The sequence below is a fragment of the Micromonospora sp. NPDC047074 genome, from assembly GCF_040643815.1.
Taxonomy (GTDB): Bacteria; Actinomycetota; Actinomycetes; order Mycobacteriales; family Micromonosporaceae; genus Micromonospora.
Window position 1 is genome coordinate 55434 of sequence record NZ_JBEYVB010000003.1, and the last position, 15107, is coordinate 70540.

General features: G+C 73.0%; 12 protein-coding genes. 8 read left to right on the forward strand and 4 right to left on the reverse strand.

Features of this window, described 5'->3' with window-relative positions; translation table 11 throughout:
* Positions 1-34: 34 nt before the first annotated feature.
* A complete protein-coding gene (locus tag ABZ809_RS07095; protein ID WP_357561546.1) occupies positions 35-1375 on the reverse strand; it encodes a hypothetical protein in 1341 nt (446 codons plus the stop codon).
* Between the two features lie 89 nt (positions 1376-1464).
* On the opposite strand from ABZ809_RS07095, the gene murD reads away from it, so the two are divergent.
* Positions 1465-2811 (forward strand): UDP-N-acetylmuramoyl-L-alanine--D-glutamate ligase, encoded by a 1347-nt coding sequence (gene murD, locus ABZ809_RS07100; protein WP_357561547.1) that lies wholly within the window; start codon positions 1465-1467, stop codon positions 2809-2811.
* Positions 2812-2846: 35 nt separating this feature from the next.
* Here the strand turns inward: murD and ABZ809_RS07105 are convergent, their stop codons facing one another.
* Positions 2847-3806 (reverse strand): hypothetical protein, encoded by a 960-nt coding sequence (locus ABZ809_RS07105; protein ID WP_357561548.1) that lies wholly within the window; start codon positions 3804-3806, stop codon positions 2847-2849.
* Between the two features lie 100 nt (positions 3807-3906).
* Here ABZ809_RS07105 and ABZ809_RS07110 point away from each other — a divergent pair, with 100 nt between their 5' ends.
* Together ABZ809_RS07110 and ABZ809_RS07115 are read left to right on the forward strand one after the other, a co-directional pair.
* Entirely contained in the window at positions 3907-4776 is an 870-nt protein-coding gene (locus ABZ809_RS07110; protein ID WP_357561549.1) for a hypothetical protein, read from the forward strand.
* 31 nt (positions 4777-4807) lie between these two features.
* Positions 4808-5647, forward strand: coding sequence for a hypothetical protein (locus tag ABZ809_RS07115; RefSeq protein ID WP_357561550.1), 840 nt, complete (start codon positions 4808-4810; stop codon positions 5645-5647).
* Here ABZ809_RS07115 and ABZ809_RS07120 read toward each other — a convergent pair.
* Complete coding sequence (locus ABZ809_RS07120) at positions 5568-6467, reverse strand: glutamate cyclase domain-containing protein (RefSeq protein WP_357561551.1); 900 nt, start codon at positions 6465-6467, stop codon at positions 5568-5570. The genes ABZ809_RS07115 and ABZ809_RS07120 overlap by 80 nt on opposite strands.
* A 281-nt stretch (positions 6468-6748) precedes the next feature.
* Between ABZ809_RS07120 and ABZ809_RS07125 the strand changes: the two genes are divergently transcribed.
* Positions 6749-8053 (forward strand): aspartate aminotransferase family protein, encoded by a 1305-nt coding sequence (locus ABZ809_RS07125; RefSeq protein WP_357561552.1) that lies wholly within the window; start codon positions 6749-6751, stop codon positions 8051-8053.
* A gap of 17 nt (positions 8054-8070) precedes the next feature.
* The gene (locus ABZ809_RS07130) at positions 8071-9561 is read left to right on the forward strand and encodes a CoA-acylating methylmalonate-semialdehyde dehydrogenase (protein WP_357561814.1); all 1491 of its coding nucleotides are present in this window, start codon (positions 8071-8073) and stop codon (positions 9559-9561) included.
* Here the strand turns inward: ABZ809_RS07130 and ABZ809_RS07135 are convergent.
* Positions 9533-11020 carry an acyltransferase gene (locus tag ABZ809_RS07135; protein WP_357561553.1) on the reverse strand — a complete coding sequence of 496 codons (1488 nt, stop codon included), beginning with the start codon at positions 11018-11020 and terminating at the stop codon, positions 9533-9535. The two genes, ABZ809_RS07130 and ABZ809_RS07135, sit on opposite strands and share 29 nt — an antisense overlap.
* A gap of 196 nt (positions 11021-11216) precedes the next feature.
* Between ABZ809_RS07135 and ngcE the strand changes: the two genes are divergently transcribed.
* The 3 genes from ngcE (at position 11217) to ABZ809_RS07150 (ending at position 14510) form a co-directional block, all read left to right on the forward strand.
* Complete coding sequence (gene ngcE, locus ABZ809_RS07140; protein WP_357561554.1) at positions 11217-12632, forward strand: N-acetylglucosamine/diacetylchitobiose ABC transporter substrate-binding protein; 1416 nt, start codon at positions 11217-11219, stop codon at positions 12630-12632.
* Positions 12633-12699: 67 nt separating this feature from the next.
* Positions 12700-13608, forward strand: a complete 909-nt coding sequence (locus tag ABZ809_RS07145) for a sugar ABC transporter permease (RefSeq protein ID WP_357561555.1) — start codon at positions 12700-12702, stop codon at positions 13606-13608.
* A gap of 113 nt (positions 13609-13721) precedes the next feature.
* A complete protein-coding gene (locus ABZ809_RS07150) occupies positions 13722-14510 on the forward strand; it encodes a carbohydrate ABC transporter permease (protein WP_357561815.1) in 789 nt (262 codons plus the stop codon).
* The last annotated feature ends 597 nt before the right edge of the window (positions 14511-15107 follow it).

The following is a 15107-nucleotide window of genomic DNA, read 5'->3' on the forward strand; positions in this document are numbered from 1 at the left end:
GGGGACAGAGGGGCGCGCGGGGTGGGGGTGGGGGTTAGGGCAGGGTCTTGGTGTAGGGCGGGGGGATGTGGTTCGGGCCGCCGGGGGTGAAGACGTTTGAGGTGGCGGCCGTCGACCAGGCCGTGGCGGGGACGGCGTCGACCAGGGCGCGGACGACGGGTGCGTCGCGCCACTGGTCCTGCTCGGCGAGCAGGCTCAGCGCCACCACCGACTCCTCCACCTCGCCGACGCACTCGAACGGCTTGTGCCCGTCCACGCCCAGCAGCTCCCGGTAGCCGGGGATCTGCGCCGGGTCGGCGAGCAGGTCACCGCCGAAGATGTGGGTGATCCGCTCGCGGGACATGAACGGCGCCATGGCCAGGAAGACGAACCGGCACTTCGGGCAGTCCCGGCACCAGCGCTCACTGGCGTCGCGCAGCCTGAACGCGGCGTTGCAGCTCGTCACCACGTCGTCGTAGCGGTCGATCTCGGCGAACAGCCGGGCGATGTGCAGCTCCGACAGCGAGCGCAGCAGCGAGAAGTACGGCTCGGTGAGCCCGGCGTGCCCGGCCAGCGCGGCCCGCAGCAGCCCCTCCGCCGCCACGCCCTTGGACCACTGGTGGTTGATCTCGTGACCGTTCCAGACCAGGTTCGGGTCCGACGCCGACCGCTCGTTGGACATCACCACCGGGCCGAGGCCGTGCAGCACCGCCGTGGCGACCGCGATCAGCGAGTTGATCGCGGTGACCGGGATGTGGCCGTTGAGCGCCCCGGCGGCGTTCAGCTCGAACAGCACCGGGTCGATCCGCCGCCGGGCGGCCAGCGGGGCGAGCCCGGAGGCCTCGTTCACCGACACGATCACGTGGTTCGGGTTGACCGAGAACGGCACCGGGTCGAAGCCCGCCCGCCGCAGCGCCTCCAGGCTGACGATGGAGTCCTTGCCGCCGCCCACCGCCGAGAGCGGACGCCGGTCGGAGTTGTCGTACTCCCGGGGCGGGGACACCTCGCCCGCCGGCACCTCCGGGCGCAGCTCCAGCACGTGCGGCAGCCGGTTGCGGTACGCGTACTCCGCGAGGCCCTGGGTGTAGACGGCGGTGACCAGCTCGACGGCGGCCGCGCCCAGCGGCGCCGGCAGCACCAGGCGGTGGGGCGCGGCGGTCTTGTAGTAGCTGACCCCGGCGACCACGTGGAGCAGCTCCAGCACCCGCCCGAGGGTCGCCACGGTCTCGTCCGAGGGCGGCGCGTCCGGCAGCGGGAGCGTGATCACCTCGGTGAACCGCTGCTCGCCGTCGGGGCCGGTGAGCGCGTAGTCGAACAACGCCTCGCCGGTGGAGAGGTCGAACGAGTAGGACGGGAAGGTGAAGGCGTCCATCCGCCGGAGCTGCTCATTGGGCACACGCCATACTAGGCCCTGGTTCGTCCGGCCGTGTCCGGCTGTGCCGGACGTGCCCCTGCCCCGCCGTCGAGACCTCCTGAGGAGAACCAGTGCGCCTGTCTGACCTGCGCGGACGTACCGTCGCCGTCTGGGGGGCCGGCCGGGAGGGCCGGGCCGCGGTGATCGCGATCGCCGCGCACGGCCCGGCCGCCCTGGTCGCCGTCGACGACAGCGCCAACTTCCTCAGCCTGCCCTGGGAGGGGCCGCTGGCCGAGGCGGCGCCGCTGGTCACCGGCGAGGAGGGCTTCGCCCGGCTGGCCGCCGCCGACGTGGTGGTCCGCTCGCCCGGCGTGCCGCAGACCCACCCGTGGCTGGTGGAGCTGCGCGCCCGGGGCGTGACCGTCACCCAGGGCACCGCGCTGTGGATGGCCGACCACGCCGCCCGCACGGTCGGCGTCACCGGCAGCAAGGGCAAGAGCACCACCTCCAGCCTGATCAGCCACCTGCTCGCCGCCGTGGACCGGCCGAACGTCTTCGGCGGCAACATCGGCGTGCCGACGCTGGACCTGCCGGAGGCGGAGCTGTACGTGCTGGAGCTGTCCAGCTACCAGTGCAGCGACCTGACCGACTCGCCCCGCGTCGCGGTGGTCACCTCCCTCTTCCCCGAGCACCTCGACGCGCACGGCGGCGAGCGCGAGTACTACCGGGACAAGCTCAACCTGCTGGCGCACGGGCCGCGGACCGTGGTGGTCAACGGCGCCGACCCGAGGCTCGCCCTCGAACTCGGCGACCGCGCGGCCGTGCGCGCGGGCCTGCCGGACACCGCCCACGTGGCCGGCGGCGCCGACGGCACGCCCTGGTTCCACCTCGGCGACCGGCCGCTCTTCCCGCGCGCGGTGCTGCCGCTGGTCGGCCGGCACAACGAGGGCAACCTCTGCGTCGCGCTCGCCGTGCTCGACGCGCTCGGCGTCGACGTGGTGGCCCGCAAGGACACCCTGGCCGTGGCCGTCGCCGAGTTCCAGGGGCTGGCCCACCGGCTCACCGAGATCGCCGACCCGTCCGGCCTCACGTTCGTCGACGACACCCTCGCCACCAGCCCGTACGCCGCGATGCACGCGATCGACGCGTACGAGGGGCGGCCGTTGACCGTGATCGTCGGCGGCACCGACCGGGGGCTGGACTACACGCCGCTGCGCGATCACCTCGCGGAACGCGAGCTCACCGTGCTCGGCATCCCCGACAGCGGTCCCCGCATCGTCGAGGCGCTCGCCGGCCTGCCGAAGGTGCGTACCGAGGTGGTCGACGACCTGGTCGACGCCGTCCGGCTGGCCCGCGAGGTGACCCCGGCCGACGGGGTGGTGCTGCTCTCCCCGGCGGCGCCGAGCTACGGGCGGTTCCGCAACTTCGAGCACCGCTCCGAGGTCTTCGCCCAGGCCGTCCGCGACACCGCCGGCTGAGGCCGGCTCAGCGGACACCGCCGGCTGAGGCCGGCTCAGCCTAGGGTGGCGTGCAGCGCGCGCAGCGACCGGATCGCCGAACGGATCTCCTGGAGGTAGCGGCCCGGGGTGAGGGTGGGCTCCGGCAGCCCCGCCAGGTCGGGCAGGGCCGGGTCGACGCCGACGGTGTCGACCCCGCAGCCGTACGGCACGGCGAGGGTGCGCAGCGCGTCGCAGTGCTGGAACGGCACGTAGATCGGCGCGGTCACCACCAGCACCGGCTCGCCGGCGCGCAGCCGGACGTGCTCGGCCCAGAACCGCTGGGTGTCGGCGGTGTGCGCGCGCCGCCGCGCGGGGTCGCTGGACGGGGCGGCGAGCACCCGGACGGGCGGGCCGCCTCCCGGCCGGTAGGTGCGCGACGACCAGGAGTGGTGCGGGTGACCGCTGTCGTGACCGTCCTCCTCGGCCGGGGCGGTCACCCCGAACTCGCGCCGCACCGCCGCGTCCAGCGCCGCCACCTCGGTGTCGCAGGGCGCGACCCCGGCCGAGGCCAGGGCCCGGCACTCCGCCTCGGACAGCGGGCGGAAGCTGCCCAGCACGGCCACCTCACCGGCGACCCGGGTGCCGGTGCGCAGCAGGTGCGCCGCGTACGCGACCCGCCGCTGGCAGGCGTGCGCCAGCCCGCCGAGTACGACCGCGTGGGCGTACCCGGACCGGGGCGGTGCCGCCGGGTGGACCATGCCGAGCGCGGCGGCGGTGGCGAGCACCAGGCCGGCGGTGGCCGGGTCGAAGGCCGGCTCCCGGGCGTCGGGGCGTTCCCGGCCGCCCCGGAAGTCCCAGTGCCGGGCCGAGAAGTCGTCGAGGGCGGCCAGCACCGCCGCGAGGTCACCGCCCGGCCAGTCGCCGCCGAAGTGCCCGACCAGGGCGCGCAGCGGAGCCGAGCCCGCCCAGGCCGCCACGCCGGCCGCGATCCCGCCCGCCCCGCCGGTCGGCAGCGCCACCTCACCGATCCGCACCGCCGGATCGTACCGGCGGGCGGGGGCGGGCCGGGCCGGGACGGCGTGCCATTGTGGACCGGCAATACGCTGGGTGGCACCACCGACACGGAGGTTGCCCATGGCAGGTGACGTGCTCCGCCGGCGGCCCGGGGGGCGTGCCGGTTCCGCCAGCGGGCTGGTCCGGCTGCTCGCGCACACCGACCCGGTGGCACTGATCGGCATCACGTTGTCGATCTCGCTGTCGATCACGCTCGACCTCACCAACGCCGCCACGGGCGTGGAGTCGCTGCTGGCCGGGCTCATGGGCGTCACCATCTCCCTGGTGGTGGACTCGCTGGCCCGCGCGGAGCGCCGGTTCCACCTGCGTACGCTGCTGGAGGGCCCGCCGTGGCTGGTGCACGCGGTGCCGCCGCTGGTGACCGCCGCCAGGGAGGCCGCGGAGGCCCACCCGGGCACCCGGATCGCCGAGGAGGCCCGCCGCCGCTTCGACCGGTTCCGGGTCGAGACCGAGCAACTGCGGGCCGGCCGGATCATCCGCTCGGGCGAGGACTACGAGGACCTGTTCGCCGGTCTGCGGGACTGCGTCGGGTCCATGGACGCGGTGACCCACGTGATGCCCCGGGCCAGCGGCGAGCTGAGCTGGTGGCACAGTGACGTCGGCCGCAGCTACTGGGCGGCCAACGTGGAGGCGTTGGGCAGGGGGGTGCGGATCATCCGTATCTTCGTCCACGCGGGAATCTCCGACGAGCTGTCCGAACTGGTGGAGACGCAGCGGCGGGCCGGGGTGCGGGTGGGCCTGCTGCGCTGGGGGACCGTCCGCCCCGACCTGCACGTCAATCTGGCACTCTGGGACGGCACGAGTGCCTGGGAACCGACGATGAGCGCGCACGGTGAGATCAGCCTGAACCAGTTCTCCGTCAACCCGGGCGACCTGGAGCGGCTGCGTACCGCCTTCGCCACGTGCGCGCGGGAGGCGACATACCAGTGAGCGACGCCAGCCTGCCCGGGGCGGGCCGACCATGACGTGGAGTGCCGTCCTGCTCGTGACGGCGGTGGTCTGGGCGGTCAGCCTGATCCGCTCCGTACGGCTGCGGGCGTTCGTCTACAGCCTGCCGTTGCCGATGACCCTCGCGCTGGTGACCACCGGCCACCGGGTGGACGGTGCCCAGTTGCTCGGCGTGCTCGGCCTCAACCTCTTCTTCGTCACCGTGGCGCTGACCCACCACCGGTGGCGCTGGCCGATCCTCCTCGCCGACCTGGCCGGCGTCGCCGTCTACGTGGCGCTGAGCGCGGTGCTGCTGGCGGTCCCGGTGCCGTTCGAGCCGGCGCTGGCGGGTTCGGTCCTGCTCTGGCTGGCGGCGATGGCCGTGCTGCGCCGCCGCGCGGGGCCCTCCGATGCCGCCCCCGCCCCCGTGCCCGCCGACGGGGCGCCGTCGCCCGGAGCCGAGCCGGTCGAGCCGCGGCGCGACGGCCTGTCCGCCCCGGCCAAGCTGGCGGTCATCTTCGTGGGCGCGCTGCTCACCGGGCTGCTCGGCCAGTTGCTGCGGGGGATGGTGGTGACCTTCCCCTACTCCGGGGTGCTGGTAGCGATCGAGGCCCGGCGCGAGCTGGTCGAGTTCAGCCGGCACTTCGCCCGCAACAGCCTCGCCCTGGTCGGCTTCCTCACCTGCTACCACTACCTCCAGGACGTGTCGCCGGGCGCCGCCATGGCCGGCGGGTGGGCCGGGTTCGCCCTGATCGCCGCCGCCCTGCACCTGCCGCTGCGCCGACCCCGGCGCGTCACCCGGCCCGATCGACCAGCTCCGCGATCCGGGCCAGCGGCTTGGCGTACGCGGACCAGTCCAGGCCGTCCACACTGAGCTCGGCCCGCCGGCGTACGCCGTCCACCGCGCCGGCGTGCAGCACGATCGCGGTCAGCACGTCGTACGACCAGTCGGGGCGGAGCAGGTCGCGCAGGGCGGCCACGTCGGGGCGCAGCACCGCCAGCGCGCCCACCAGCGCGGCGGCGGCCCAGTTCGAGGTGCCGCCGACGAGCAGCGCGTCGCAGTCGACGACGCACCGGATGCGTTCGCCACGGTCCACCACCCGCCCGACCAACTCCGCCGGCAGCCGGCCCATGCCCAGCTCGTTGCCGCCGTCGCCGATGCCCACCCGGTAGCCGGACCCGGCGGCGTAGAGCCGGTCCAGGGGCGCGGTGTGCGCGCCGATGTCCTCGCCGCGCATGTTGCGGGGCCGGCCGTCGACGCCGGGGCCGACCCGCGCGCAGGCGACCAGGTGGGTCACCGCCCCGTACCGCCGCGCGGCGGCGTCCGCCCAGGCGTCGTACCCCTGCAGCGGCGCCACGTCCAGCGGGACGTCGGGCGCGGCGGCGGCCAGCGCCGCCTCGATCACGGGCGCGCACGGGGCATCGGTGAGCAGTCGGGCCCGGCCGCCCAGCGCACGCAGCGCGGCGGCGACCTGGACCGCCCCGATCGGCCCGTCGGTCGCGGCCGCCGCCGGGTCGGCGGCGGGAATGAAGAAGCCGGTGAGCACGATCGCGTCGGGCGCGGGATGCTCGGCGATCGACCGGGCCGCCGCGAGCAGGCCCCCCGCCGCCGGCACGGCCAGTTTCCCGCTGCCCCGACCGACGTCCGTCGCGGCCACCCGCTCCAGCTCGGCGATCGTCTCCTGCACCCGCACCGGCGCACCTCCTCGTCAACGGCGGACCCGTCAATGGCGGACCGACCCAGGGTATGGCCGTTGACCGATCCGTGCTCGTCGGGGAGCGCTGCGGAATGAGTCGTCCGACGAGCTGCCGGCCACCGAAACCCGGGTCATCGGTGAACCAGGCCCCGGAAACCGTAGCGGCGGTTGACGCGCTGTCAGGTGCGGTGCGCCGCCGCGCTACACAGTGACTCTTGTCCCCGTCCGCCCTTGGTGGAAGCGTGCGGTTACCGCGAACGCCGCTGAGAGGTGCGACGATGACCGACGACCTGCTGGCCCGGCACCGGGCCGTTCTGCCGTCCTGGATGCCGCTCTACTACGACGAGCCGATCGAGCTGGTCGCCGGCTCCGGACGGCGGGTCACCGACGCGCAGGGCCGCAGCTACCTCGACTTCTTCGGCGGAGTGCTGACCAACATGCTCGGCTACGACATCCCGGAGGTCCGGGAGGCCGTCGAGCGGCAGTTGCGCACCGGCATCGTGCACAGCTCCACCCTCTACCTGATCCGGCAGCAGGTCGAGCTGGCCGAGAAGGTCGCCCGGCTCTCCGGCATCCCGGACGCCCGGGTCTTCTTCACCAACTCGGGCACCGAGGCGAACGAGGCGGCGCTGCTGGTCGCCACCAACCACCGCCGGTCGCACCAGATCCTCGCCGTGCGCAACAGCTACCACGGCCGGTCGTACGCGGCGATGGGTGTCACCGGCAACCGGAACTGGACGGCCAGCTCGCTCAATCCGCTCCAGGTGGCCTGGCTGCACTCCGGCGAGCGGCTGCGCGGCCTGCTGGCCCGGCTGGGCGAGGACGACCGGGTCGAGGCGGCGGTGGAGGACCTGCGCGAGGTGCTCGCCACGCAGACCTCCGGCGACGTGGCCTGCCTGATCGCCGAGCCGATCCAGGGCGTGGGCGGCTTCGTGCACCCGCCGGACGGGCTCTTCGCCGCCTGGAAGAAGGTCCTCGACGAGCACGGCATCCTGTTCGTCTCCGACGAGGTGCAGACCGGCTGGGGGCGCACCGGGGAGCACTTCTGGGGCTACCAGGCGCACGGCGTCACGCCGGACCTGCTCACCTTCGCCAAGGGCATCGGCAACGGCTTCGCGCTGGCCGGGGTGGTGGGCCGCGCGGACGTGCTGGAGTCCGTGCCGGCGATCAGCTTCTCCACCTTCGGCGGCAACCCGGTCTCGACCGCCGCCGGCAACGCGGTGCTGGACTACCTGCTCGACCACGACCTCCAGGCCAACGCGGCCCGCACCGGCGCGATCATCGCCGACGGCCTGCGCGCCGCCGTGGGCGACCTCGACCACGTCGCGGAGGTACGCGGCAAGGGACTGATGCTCGGCGTCGAGTTCGTCCGCCCCGGCACGGCCGAGCCGGACCCGGCGCTGACCGGCCGGGTGTTCGAGGCGTGCCGGGCCGGTGGGCTGCTGGCCGGCAAGGGCGGCCTGTACGGCAACGTGCTGCGGATGGGCCCGCCGCTGACGCTCACCGAGGACGAGGCCCGCGAGGGGCTGGCGATCCTCGTCGAGGCCATCCGGTCCAGCGTCGCGGCGGAGGTGGCGGGGTGAGCGCGGCGGACGACGGCGTGGCCGTCATCGGTCACTTCGTCGACGGCAAGCGGATCACCGGGACGTCGACCCGGTACGGCGACGTCTTCGACCCGGCCACCGGCCGGCGTACCGCCCGGGTGGAGCTGGCCTCGGCGGCGGACGTCGCGGTCGCGGTGGAGACCGCCGAGCGCGCGGCCCGGGCGTGGCGGGACGTGTCGCTGGCCAGGCGCACGGCGGTGCTCTTCGCCTTCCGGGAGCTGGTGCACGCGCGGCGGGACCGGCTCGTCGAGGTGATCACCGCCGAGCACGGCAAGGTGCTCGCCGACGCCGCCGGCGAGGTGCAGCGCGGCCTGGAGATCGTCGAGTACGCCTGCGGGATCCCCTCGGCGCTGCGCGGCGGGTTCAGCGAGAACGTCTCCACCGAGGTCGACTCGTACAGCCTGCGGCAGCCACTCGGCGTGGTCGCGGTGATCTCCCCGTTCAACTTCCCCGCCATGGTGCCGCTGTGGTTCCTGCCGATCGCGGTGGCCTGCGGCAACGCGGTGGTGCTCAAGCCGAGCGAGAAGGACCCGAGCGCGGCGCTGCTGCTGGCGGAGTGGTTCGCCGAGGCGGGCCTGCCCGACGGGGTGCTGAACGTGGTCAACGGCGACGCCGAGGCCGCGGACGCCCTGCTGGAGCATCCGGGTGTGCGGGCGGTGTCGTTCGTCGGCTCGACCCCGGTCGCCCGGCACGTCCACCAGCGCGCCACCGCCGCCGGCAAGCGGGTGCAGGCGCTGGGCGGTGCGAAGAACCACATGGTGGTGCTTCCCGACGCCGACCTGGACCTCGCCGCCGACGCGGCGGTCAACGCGGGGTTCGGCTCGGCGGGGGAGCGGTGCATGGCCATCTCGGCGCTGGTCGCGGTGGAGCCGGTCGCCGACGCCCTGGTCCCCCGGATCGCCGAACGGATCCGGCGGCTGCGCACCGGCGACGGCCGGCGCGGCTGCGACATGGGCCCGCTGGTCACCGCCGCGCACGCCGACCGGGTCCGGTCGTACGTCGCGGCCGGGGTGGCCGCCGGGGCGGTGCCGGTGGTGGACGGCCGGGAGGTCGAGCCGGACGGCGACCCGGGCGGGTTCTGGCTGGGCCCGACGTTGTTCGACCACGTCCGCACGGACATGTCGATCTACACCGACGAGATCTTCGGCCCCGTGCTCAGCGTGGTGCGGGTCGGCTCCTTCGACGAGGCGGTGGAGTTGGTCAACGCCAACCCGTACGGCAACGGCACGGCGATCTTCACCAACGACGGTGGCGCGGCGCGGCGCTACCAGCACGAGGTGGAGGCGGGCATGGTCGGCGTCAACGTGCCGATCCCGGTGCCGATGGCGTACTACTCCTTCGGCGGCTGGAAGGCCTCGCTCTTCGGCGACCTGCACGCGCACGGCGAGGACGGGGTGCGCTTCTTCACCCGGGGCAAGGTGGTCACCAGCCGCTGGCTGAACCCCCGGCACGGCGGGGTCAACCTTGGCTTCCCCACCCAGACCTGAGCAGCCGCAGGGTGCCGGCCCCGGCCAGGTACGCCAGCAGCGCCGGCACCGGGATACCCAGCGGCTCGGGCGCAGACCTCGGCGTCTCGGCGTTGACCACCAGGGCGTACACCACGGCCGCGAAACCGGCGGCGGTGAGCGCGGTGCGCGCGGCGGCGCGCCGCGTCGGCCCGTGACCGGGGGCGACCCCGGCGGCGGGCCCACCGGTCGCCCGGCGACCGGTGCCGGCGCGGGTGGTGCGGCCGGTGCGGCCGGTGCGGGCCTCGACGGGGCCGAAGACGGCGACCAGCACTGCCAGCACCACGGTCAGCATCAGGACCCAGGGCACGCGCCAGGCCAGCCAGGCTGCCGACCCCACCGGCGGGGTCGGCAGCCACCCGGCCGCGTCCAGCGCGCCGACCAGCAGGATCGCGGCGGCCAGGTGCCAGAGGAAGACGGTGAGCACGACCGCGTTCACCGCGATCACCGCCTGCCAGGGGCGGGGGCGGCGCAGCCAGCGTTCCGCGGGTGCGCGCAGCAGCAGGACCGCCCCGAACTGGGCGACGGTCAGGGTCAGCAGGGCCAGGCTGGGCGGGGCGGCGTTGTCCAAGCGCTCGCCCGGCACGTTGAGCATGGCTACCGGGTACGGCCCGACGGTGGTCAGCAGCACCGTGGCGGCCAGCCCGCCCAGCAGCGCCACCGCGCCGGCGCGGCGCGCCCGGGGCGGCCCGGTGTCGGTGTCGGTGTCGGCGTCGCGCGTTCGGGGCGGCCCGGTGCCGGTGTCGGCGTCGCGCGTTCGGGGCGGCCCGGTGCCGGCGTCGGTGTCGGCGTCGGAGGCGCGCCAGGCGATGCCGAGCTGGTGGACGGCCAGCCAGCCGAGCAGGTAGTTCGGCAGCGCCAGTTCGGCTGGGCCGAGCGCCCGCCCCACGTCGCCCGCGGCGACGAGCGCGGCCAGCGCCGCCGGGACGAGCAGGCCGAAACGCCGGTGCAGGGCGTACATCACCGGGGTCAGCGGCACCACGACCAGGTAGGCGGCGAGGAACCAGAGCGGGATCGTGGCGAACCAGCCGACGGTCCGTACCAGCGTCGCCTCGACACCGGCCAGCGACGCGAGGGCGGCGCCGGCGGCGATCACCAGCACCAGCGCGGTCGTGGGGCGCAGCAGCCGGGCGCCCCGGCCCAGCAGCCAGGCGGTGGCGTCGACGCCGGCCGCCCGGCGGGCGGCCAGCGAGGCGGCGTTGGCGTAACCACCGACCAGGAAGAAGATCGGCATCACCTGGGCCACCCAGGTGAGCGGGTACGCCCACGGCAGCTCCGGCAGCGCCGAGCGCCCCGTCGGACGGCCGGTGGCGTCCTCGCCGATCGCGGCAACCGACCAGTGGCCGAGAACGACCATACAGATGGCGAGCGCCCGGAGCAGGTCGACGTAACGTTGCCGACCAGCGGGGGTGCGCGCGGCGAGTTGCCGCAGGCGGCGCATGGGTCCGAGGGTATGTCAGGCTCGGACTGGCCGGTGCTGATAACGGTTCGGTCCCCGGGGGTTGAAACCCGCGCCGACCTGCCGTAGAAATTCTTCAGCAACATATTGCGAACTGAAGACAAATTCCCCCTGCGCCTCGTGCGGCGGTCGCCTACCCCCATCCGGCGACCGCCCGGACCGGATCCGAGGAGAGACCATGAACAGGCGTGACATCCTGCGGCGTAGCGCCGCCGCCGGCCTGCTGGCCACCCCTGCCGCCGGCCTGCTGGCCGGCTGCGCCACCGGCGGCGGCGACGACAAGGGCGACGCGGAGACCTACAAGGGCACCAAGAGCGAGCAGAACCCGCTCGGGGTCAAGGAGGACGCGCCCCTCGAGGTGGTGATCTTCAACGGCGGCTTCGGCGAGGAGTACGCGAAGGCCCACGAGGCCATGTACACCGAGAAGTACCCGAAGGCGAAGATCAACCACTCGGCGACGCAGGAGATCAGCAAGACCCTCCAGCCGCGCTTCGTCGACGGCACCCCGCCCGACGTCGTCAACAACTCGGGCGCCAACCAGATCGACTTCAACGGCCTGGTCTCCCAGAACGCGATCGCCGACCTGGGCGAGCTGCTCGCCGCCCCGAGCCTGGACATCCCGGGCAAGACGGTCAAGGACACCCTGCTGCCGGGCGCCGTCGAGGTCGGCTCGTACGACGGCAAGTTCCTGGTGATGAACTACACCTACACCGTCTACGGCATCTGGCACTCCACCAAGCTCTTCACCGAGCGCAAGTGGGAGTACGCCAAGACCTGGGACGAGCACATCGCGCTGTGCAAGCAGATCAAGGCCGCCGGCATCGCCCCCTGGACGTACGCCGGCCTGCACCCGCGCTACATGAGCTGGCCGCTGATCTCCACCGCGATCAAGTTCGGCGGCCCCTCGGTCGCCACCGCGATCGACAACCTGGAGCCCAACGCCTGGAAGTCCGACGCGATGAAGGCCGCCGCCGACGCCTGGCACCAGATCGTCAAGGACAAGTACATCCTCGAGGGCTCGCCCGGCCTCGACCACAAGCAGTCGCAGACCGCGTGGTGCCAGGGCAAGGCCGCCTTCATCTCCTGCGGTTCCTGGCTGGAGAGCGAGCAGAAGGACGTCACCCCGGCCGGGTTCAACATGACCATCCAGCCGACCCCGAGCCTCGGCAGCGGCGACAAGCTGCCGTTCGAGGCCGTCCGGGGCACCGCGGGTGAGCCGTTCATGGTCCCGGCCAAGGCCAAGAACGTCGCCGGTGGCCTGGAGTTCTTCCGGACCATGCTCTCCAAGAAGGGCGCACAGGACTTCACCAAGAAGGTCTCCAGCCTGACCGTGGTGGCCGGCGCCAGCGAGGGCGTCGAGCTGCCGTTCGGGCTGAGCACGGTGGTGAAGTCGCTGGAGGCGTCCGGCGCCAACGGCTTCAACTGGGTCTACAACAACTACTACCGCAAGCTGGAGCGCAACCTGGTCGACGCCGCGTGCGGCGAGTTCTTCAGCGGGCGGATCGGCCCGGCGGAGTTCCTGGACCAGTGCCAGAAGGGCGCGGACTCGATCGCCCAGGACAGCTCGATCAAGAAGTACAAGCGGGCCGCCTGACACCCCGGCCGGTGGGAGCGGGCGAACCGCTCCCACCGGGCCGCCGTTGAAGAGGTAGGACCTCATCGTGAGACATGGCAAGTACCCGTTGATCGTCACCTTCCTGGTGCCGCCGGTGCTGCTCTACGTCATCTTCGTCGTGTCGCCGTACCTGCAGGCGTTCCAGATCTCCACGACCGACTGGCTCGGCTACTCGGCCGACGCCAACTCGGTGGGGCTGGCGAACTTCAAGACGCTCTGGAACGACGACTACGTCTGGAACGCGCTGAAGAACAACGCGATCCTGCTGGCGCTGGTGCCGGTGCTGACGATCGTGCTCGGCCTGTTCTTCGCCACCATGCTCAACATGGGTGGCCGGAAGGGGCGGGCGGGGGTCAGCGGGGTACGCGGCTCGGCCCTGTACCGCACGGTCTACTTCTTCCCGCAGGTGCTCTCGGTCGTGATCATCGCGCTGCTCTGGAAGGAGGTCTACCACCCGAACAGCGGCCTGCTCACCAGCGCCCTGAACAGCGTCGGGCTCTCCGCGCCCACCTGGCTCGGTGACCCGAAGACCGCCTTCTGGTGCGTCCTCGCGGTGATGATCTGGAGCAACGTCGGCTTCTACGTGGTGCTGTTCGGCGCGGCCATGTCGGCCATCCCGAAGGAGATCTACGAGGCGGTCATGCTCGACGGCGCATCCCGGCTGACCACGCTGCGGAAGGTGACCATCCCACTGCTCTGGGACACCGTCCAGGTCGCCTGGGTCTACCTCGCCATCTTCGCGCTGGACGGGTTCATCCTGGTGCAGCTGATGACCAACGGCGGCCCCAACTTCTCCACCGACGTCATCGGCGTGCGGATGTACGACACGGCGTTCGGCAGCGAGACCAAGTTCGGCTACGCCTCGGCGATCGGCGTGGTGATGTTCTTCCTGACCCTCACGGTGGCGGTGCTGGCGCTGCGGGCCAGCAAGCGAGACAGGATCGAGTACTCGTGACGACTCTGGACAGGCCCGCCCAGACGGCGCCGGCTGCCGAGGCCCCCGGCCCGGCCGACCGCCCGGTACGCCGCGAGCTCGGCGTCGCCAACGTGCTGTCGCACGGCTTCCTGATGTTCTGGGGCGCGCTGACCGTGCTGCCGCTGCTCTGGATGTTCATCAGCTCGTTCAAGAGCAACGCGGAGATCCTGGCCGACCCGTGGGGGCTGCCGGGCGCGCTGCGCTTCGACAACTGGGCCCGGGCCTGGAGCGGCGCGCACATCGGCCAGTACTTCCTCAACAGCATGGTGGTGGTGGCCGGCTCGGTCACCCTCACCATGCTGATGGGCGCCACCGCCGCGTACGTCTTCGCCCGCTACGAGTTCCGGGGCAAGCAGGTCGTCTACTACCTGTTCGTCGGCGGGCTGATGTTCCCCGTCTTCCTCGCCCTGGTGCCGCTGTTCTTCGTGGTGCGCAACGCCGGTCTCTTCGGCACCTGGACAGGGCTGATCCTGGTCTACGCGGCCTACTCGTTGCCGTTCACGGTCTTCTTCCTGACCGCCTTCTTCCGCACGCTGCCCACCACCGTCGCGGAGGCGGCCCTGGTCGACGGCTGCGGTCACTTCCGGCTCTTCTTCCAGGTGATGCTGCCGATGGCGCGTCCGGGACTGATCAGCGTCGGCATCTTCAACTTCCTCAACCACTGGAACCAGTTCCTGCTGCCCCAGGTGCTGATGCAGGGCGACGAGTCCAAGTGGGTGCTCGCCCAGGGCCTCGCCGCGCTCTCGGTGAACCAGGGATATGCCGGCGACTACGCCCAACTCTTCGCGGGTCTCACCATCGCGGTGATCCCGGTGCTGCTGGTCTACATCATGTTCCAGCGTCAGGTCCAGTCCGGCCTCACCGCCGGCCAGCTCAAGTAGCCGCGTCCGTTACCGATCACTGGATCGAGCGGCGGACGCGGCTCGCCCGGTCGTCTGCCCGCCCCTGACCGACGACAGGGGCGGGCGACGGGTTGCGGCGTAGTCGCTGTCGAGCTGCCCCATCCGTAGGACCACGCCGTGTGGGTGCGTCGGGCCGCTGTGCCGGGTCGGACCGGCGTCTTGCGAACTGCCCCACCTGCGGGACCACGCCGTGTGGGTGCGTCGGGCCGCTGCGCCGGGTCGGACCGGCGTCTTGCGAACTGCCCCACCTGCGGGATCACGCCGTGTGGGTGCGTCGGGCCGATGCGCCGGGTCGGACCGGCGTCTTCTTCGCGCTCGCTTCGGCGCACCCGCCGGGTGCCCCTGTGGCGGCGGTCCGCGCCAGGGCGGCGTGGTTGCTGTCGACGCGGGTCGCGTTGGTGAGCCGAGCGGGACGGCGCTTGCCGGCGTTGTCTCCGGGCGTGCCCGGCACGACTGCGGCAGCCGACGTTCCTGCGGTGCGGGGCAGTCCGGTGCCGATACTGACAGGTCGTGACGGTTCCGCTGACGCGGCGTGACGGTTGCGTTTGATCCGGCGGGCCGCGAGGCGGCCTGCCG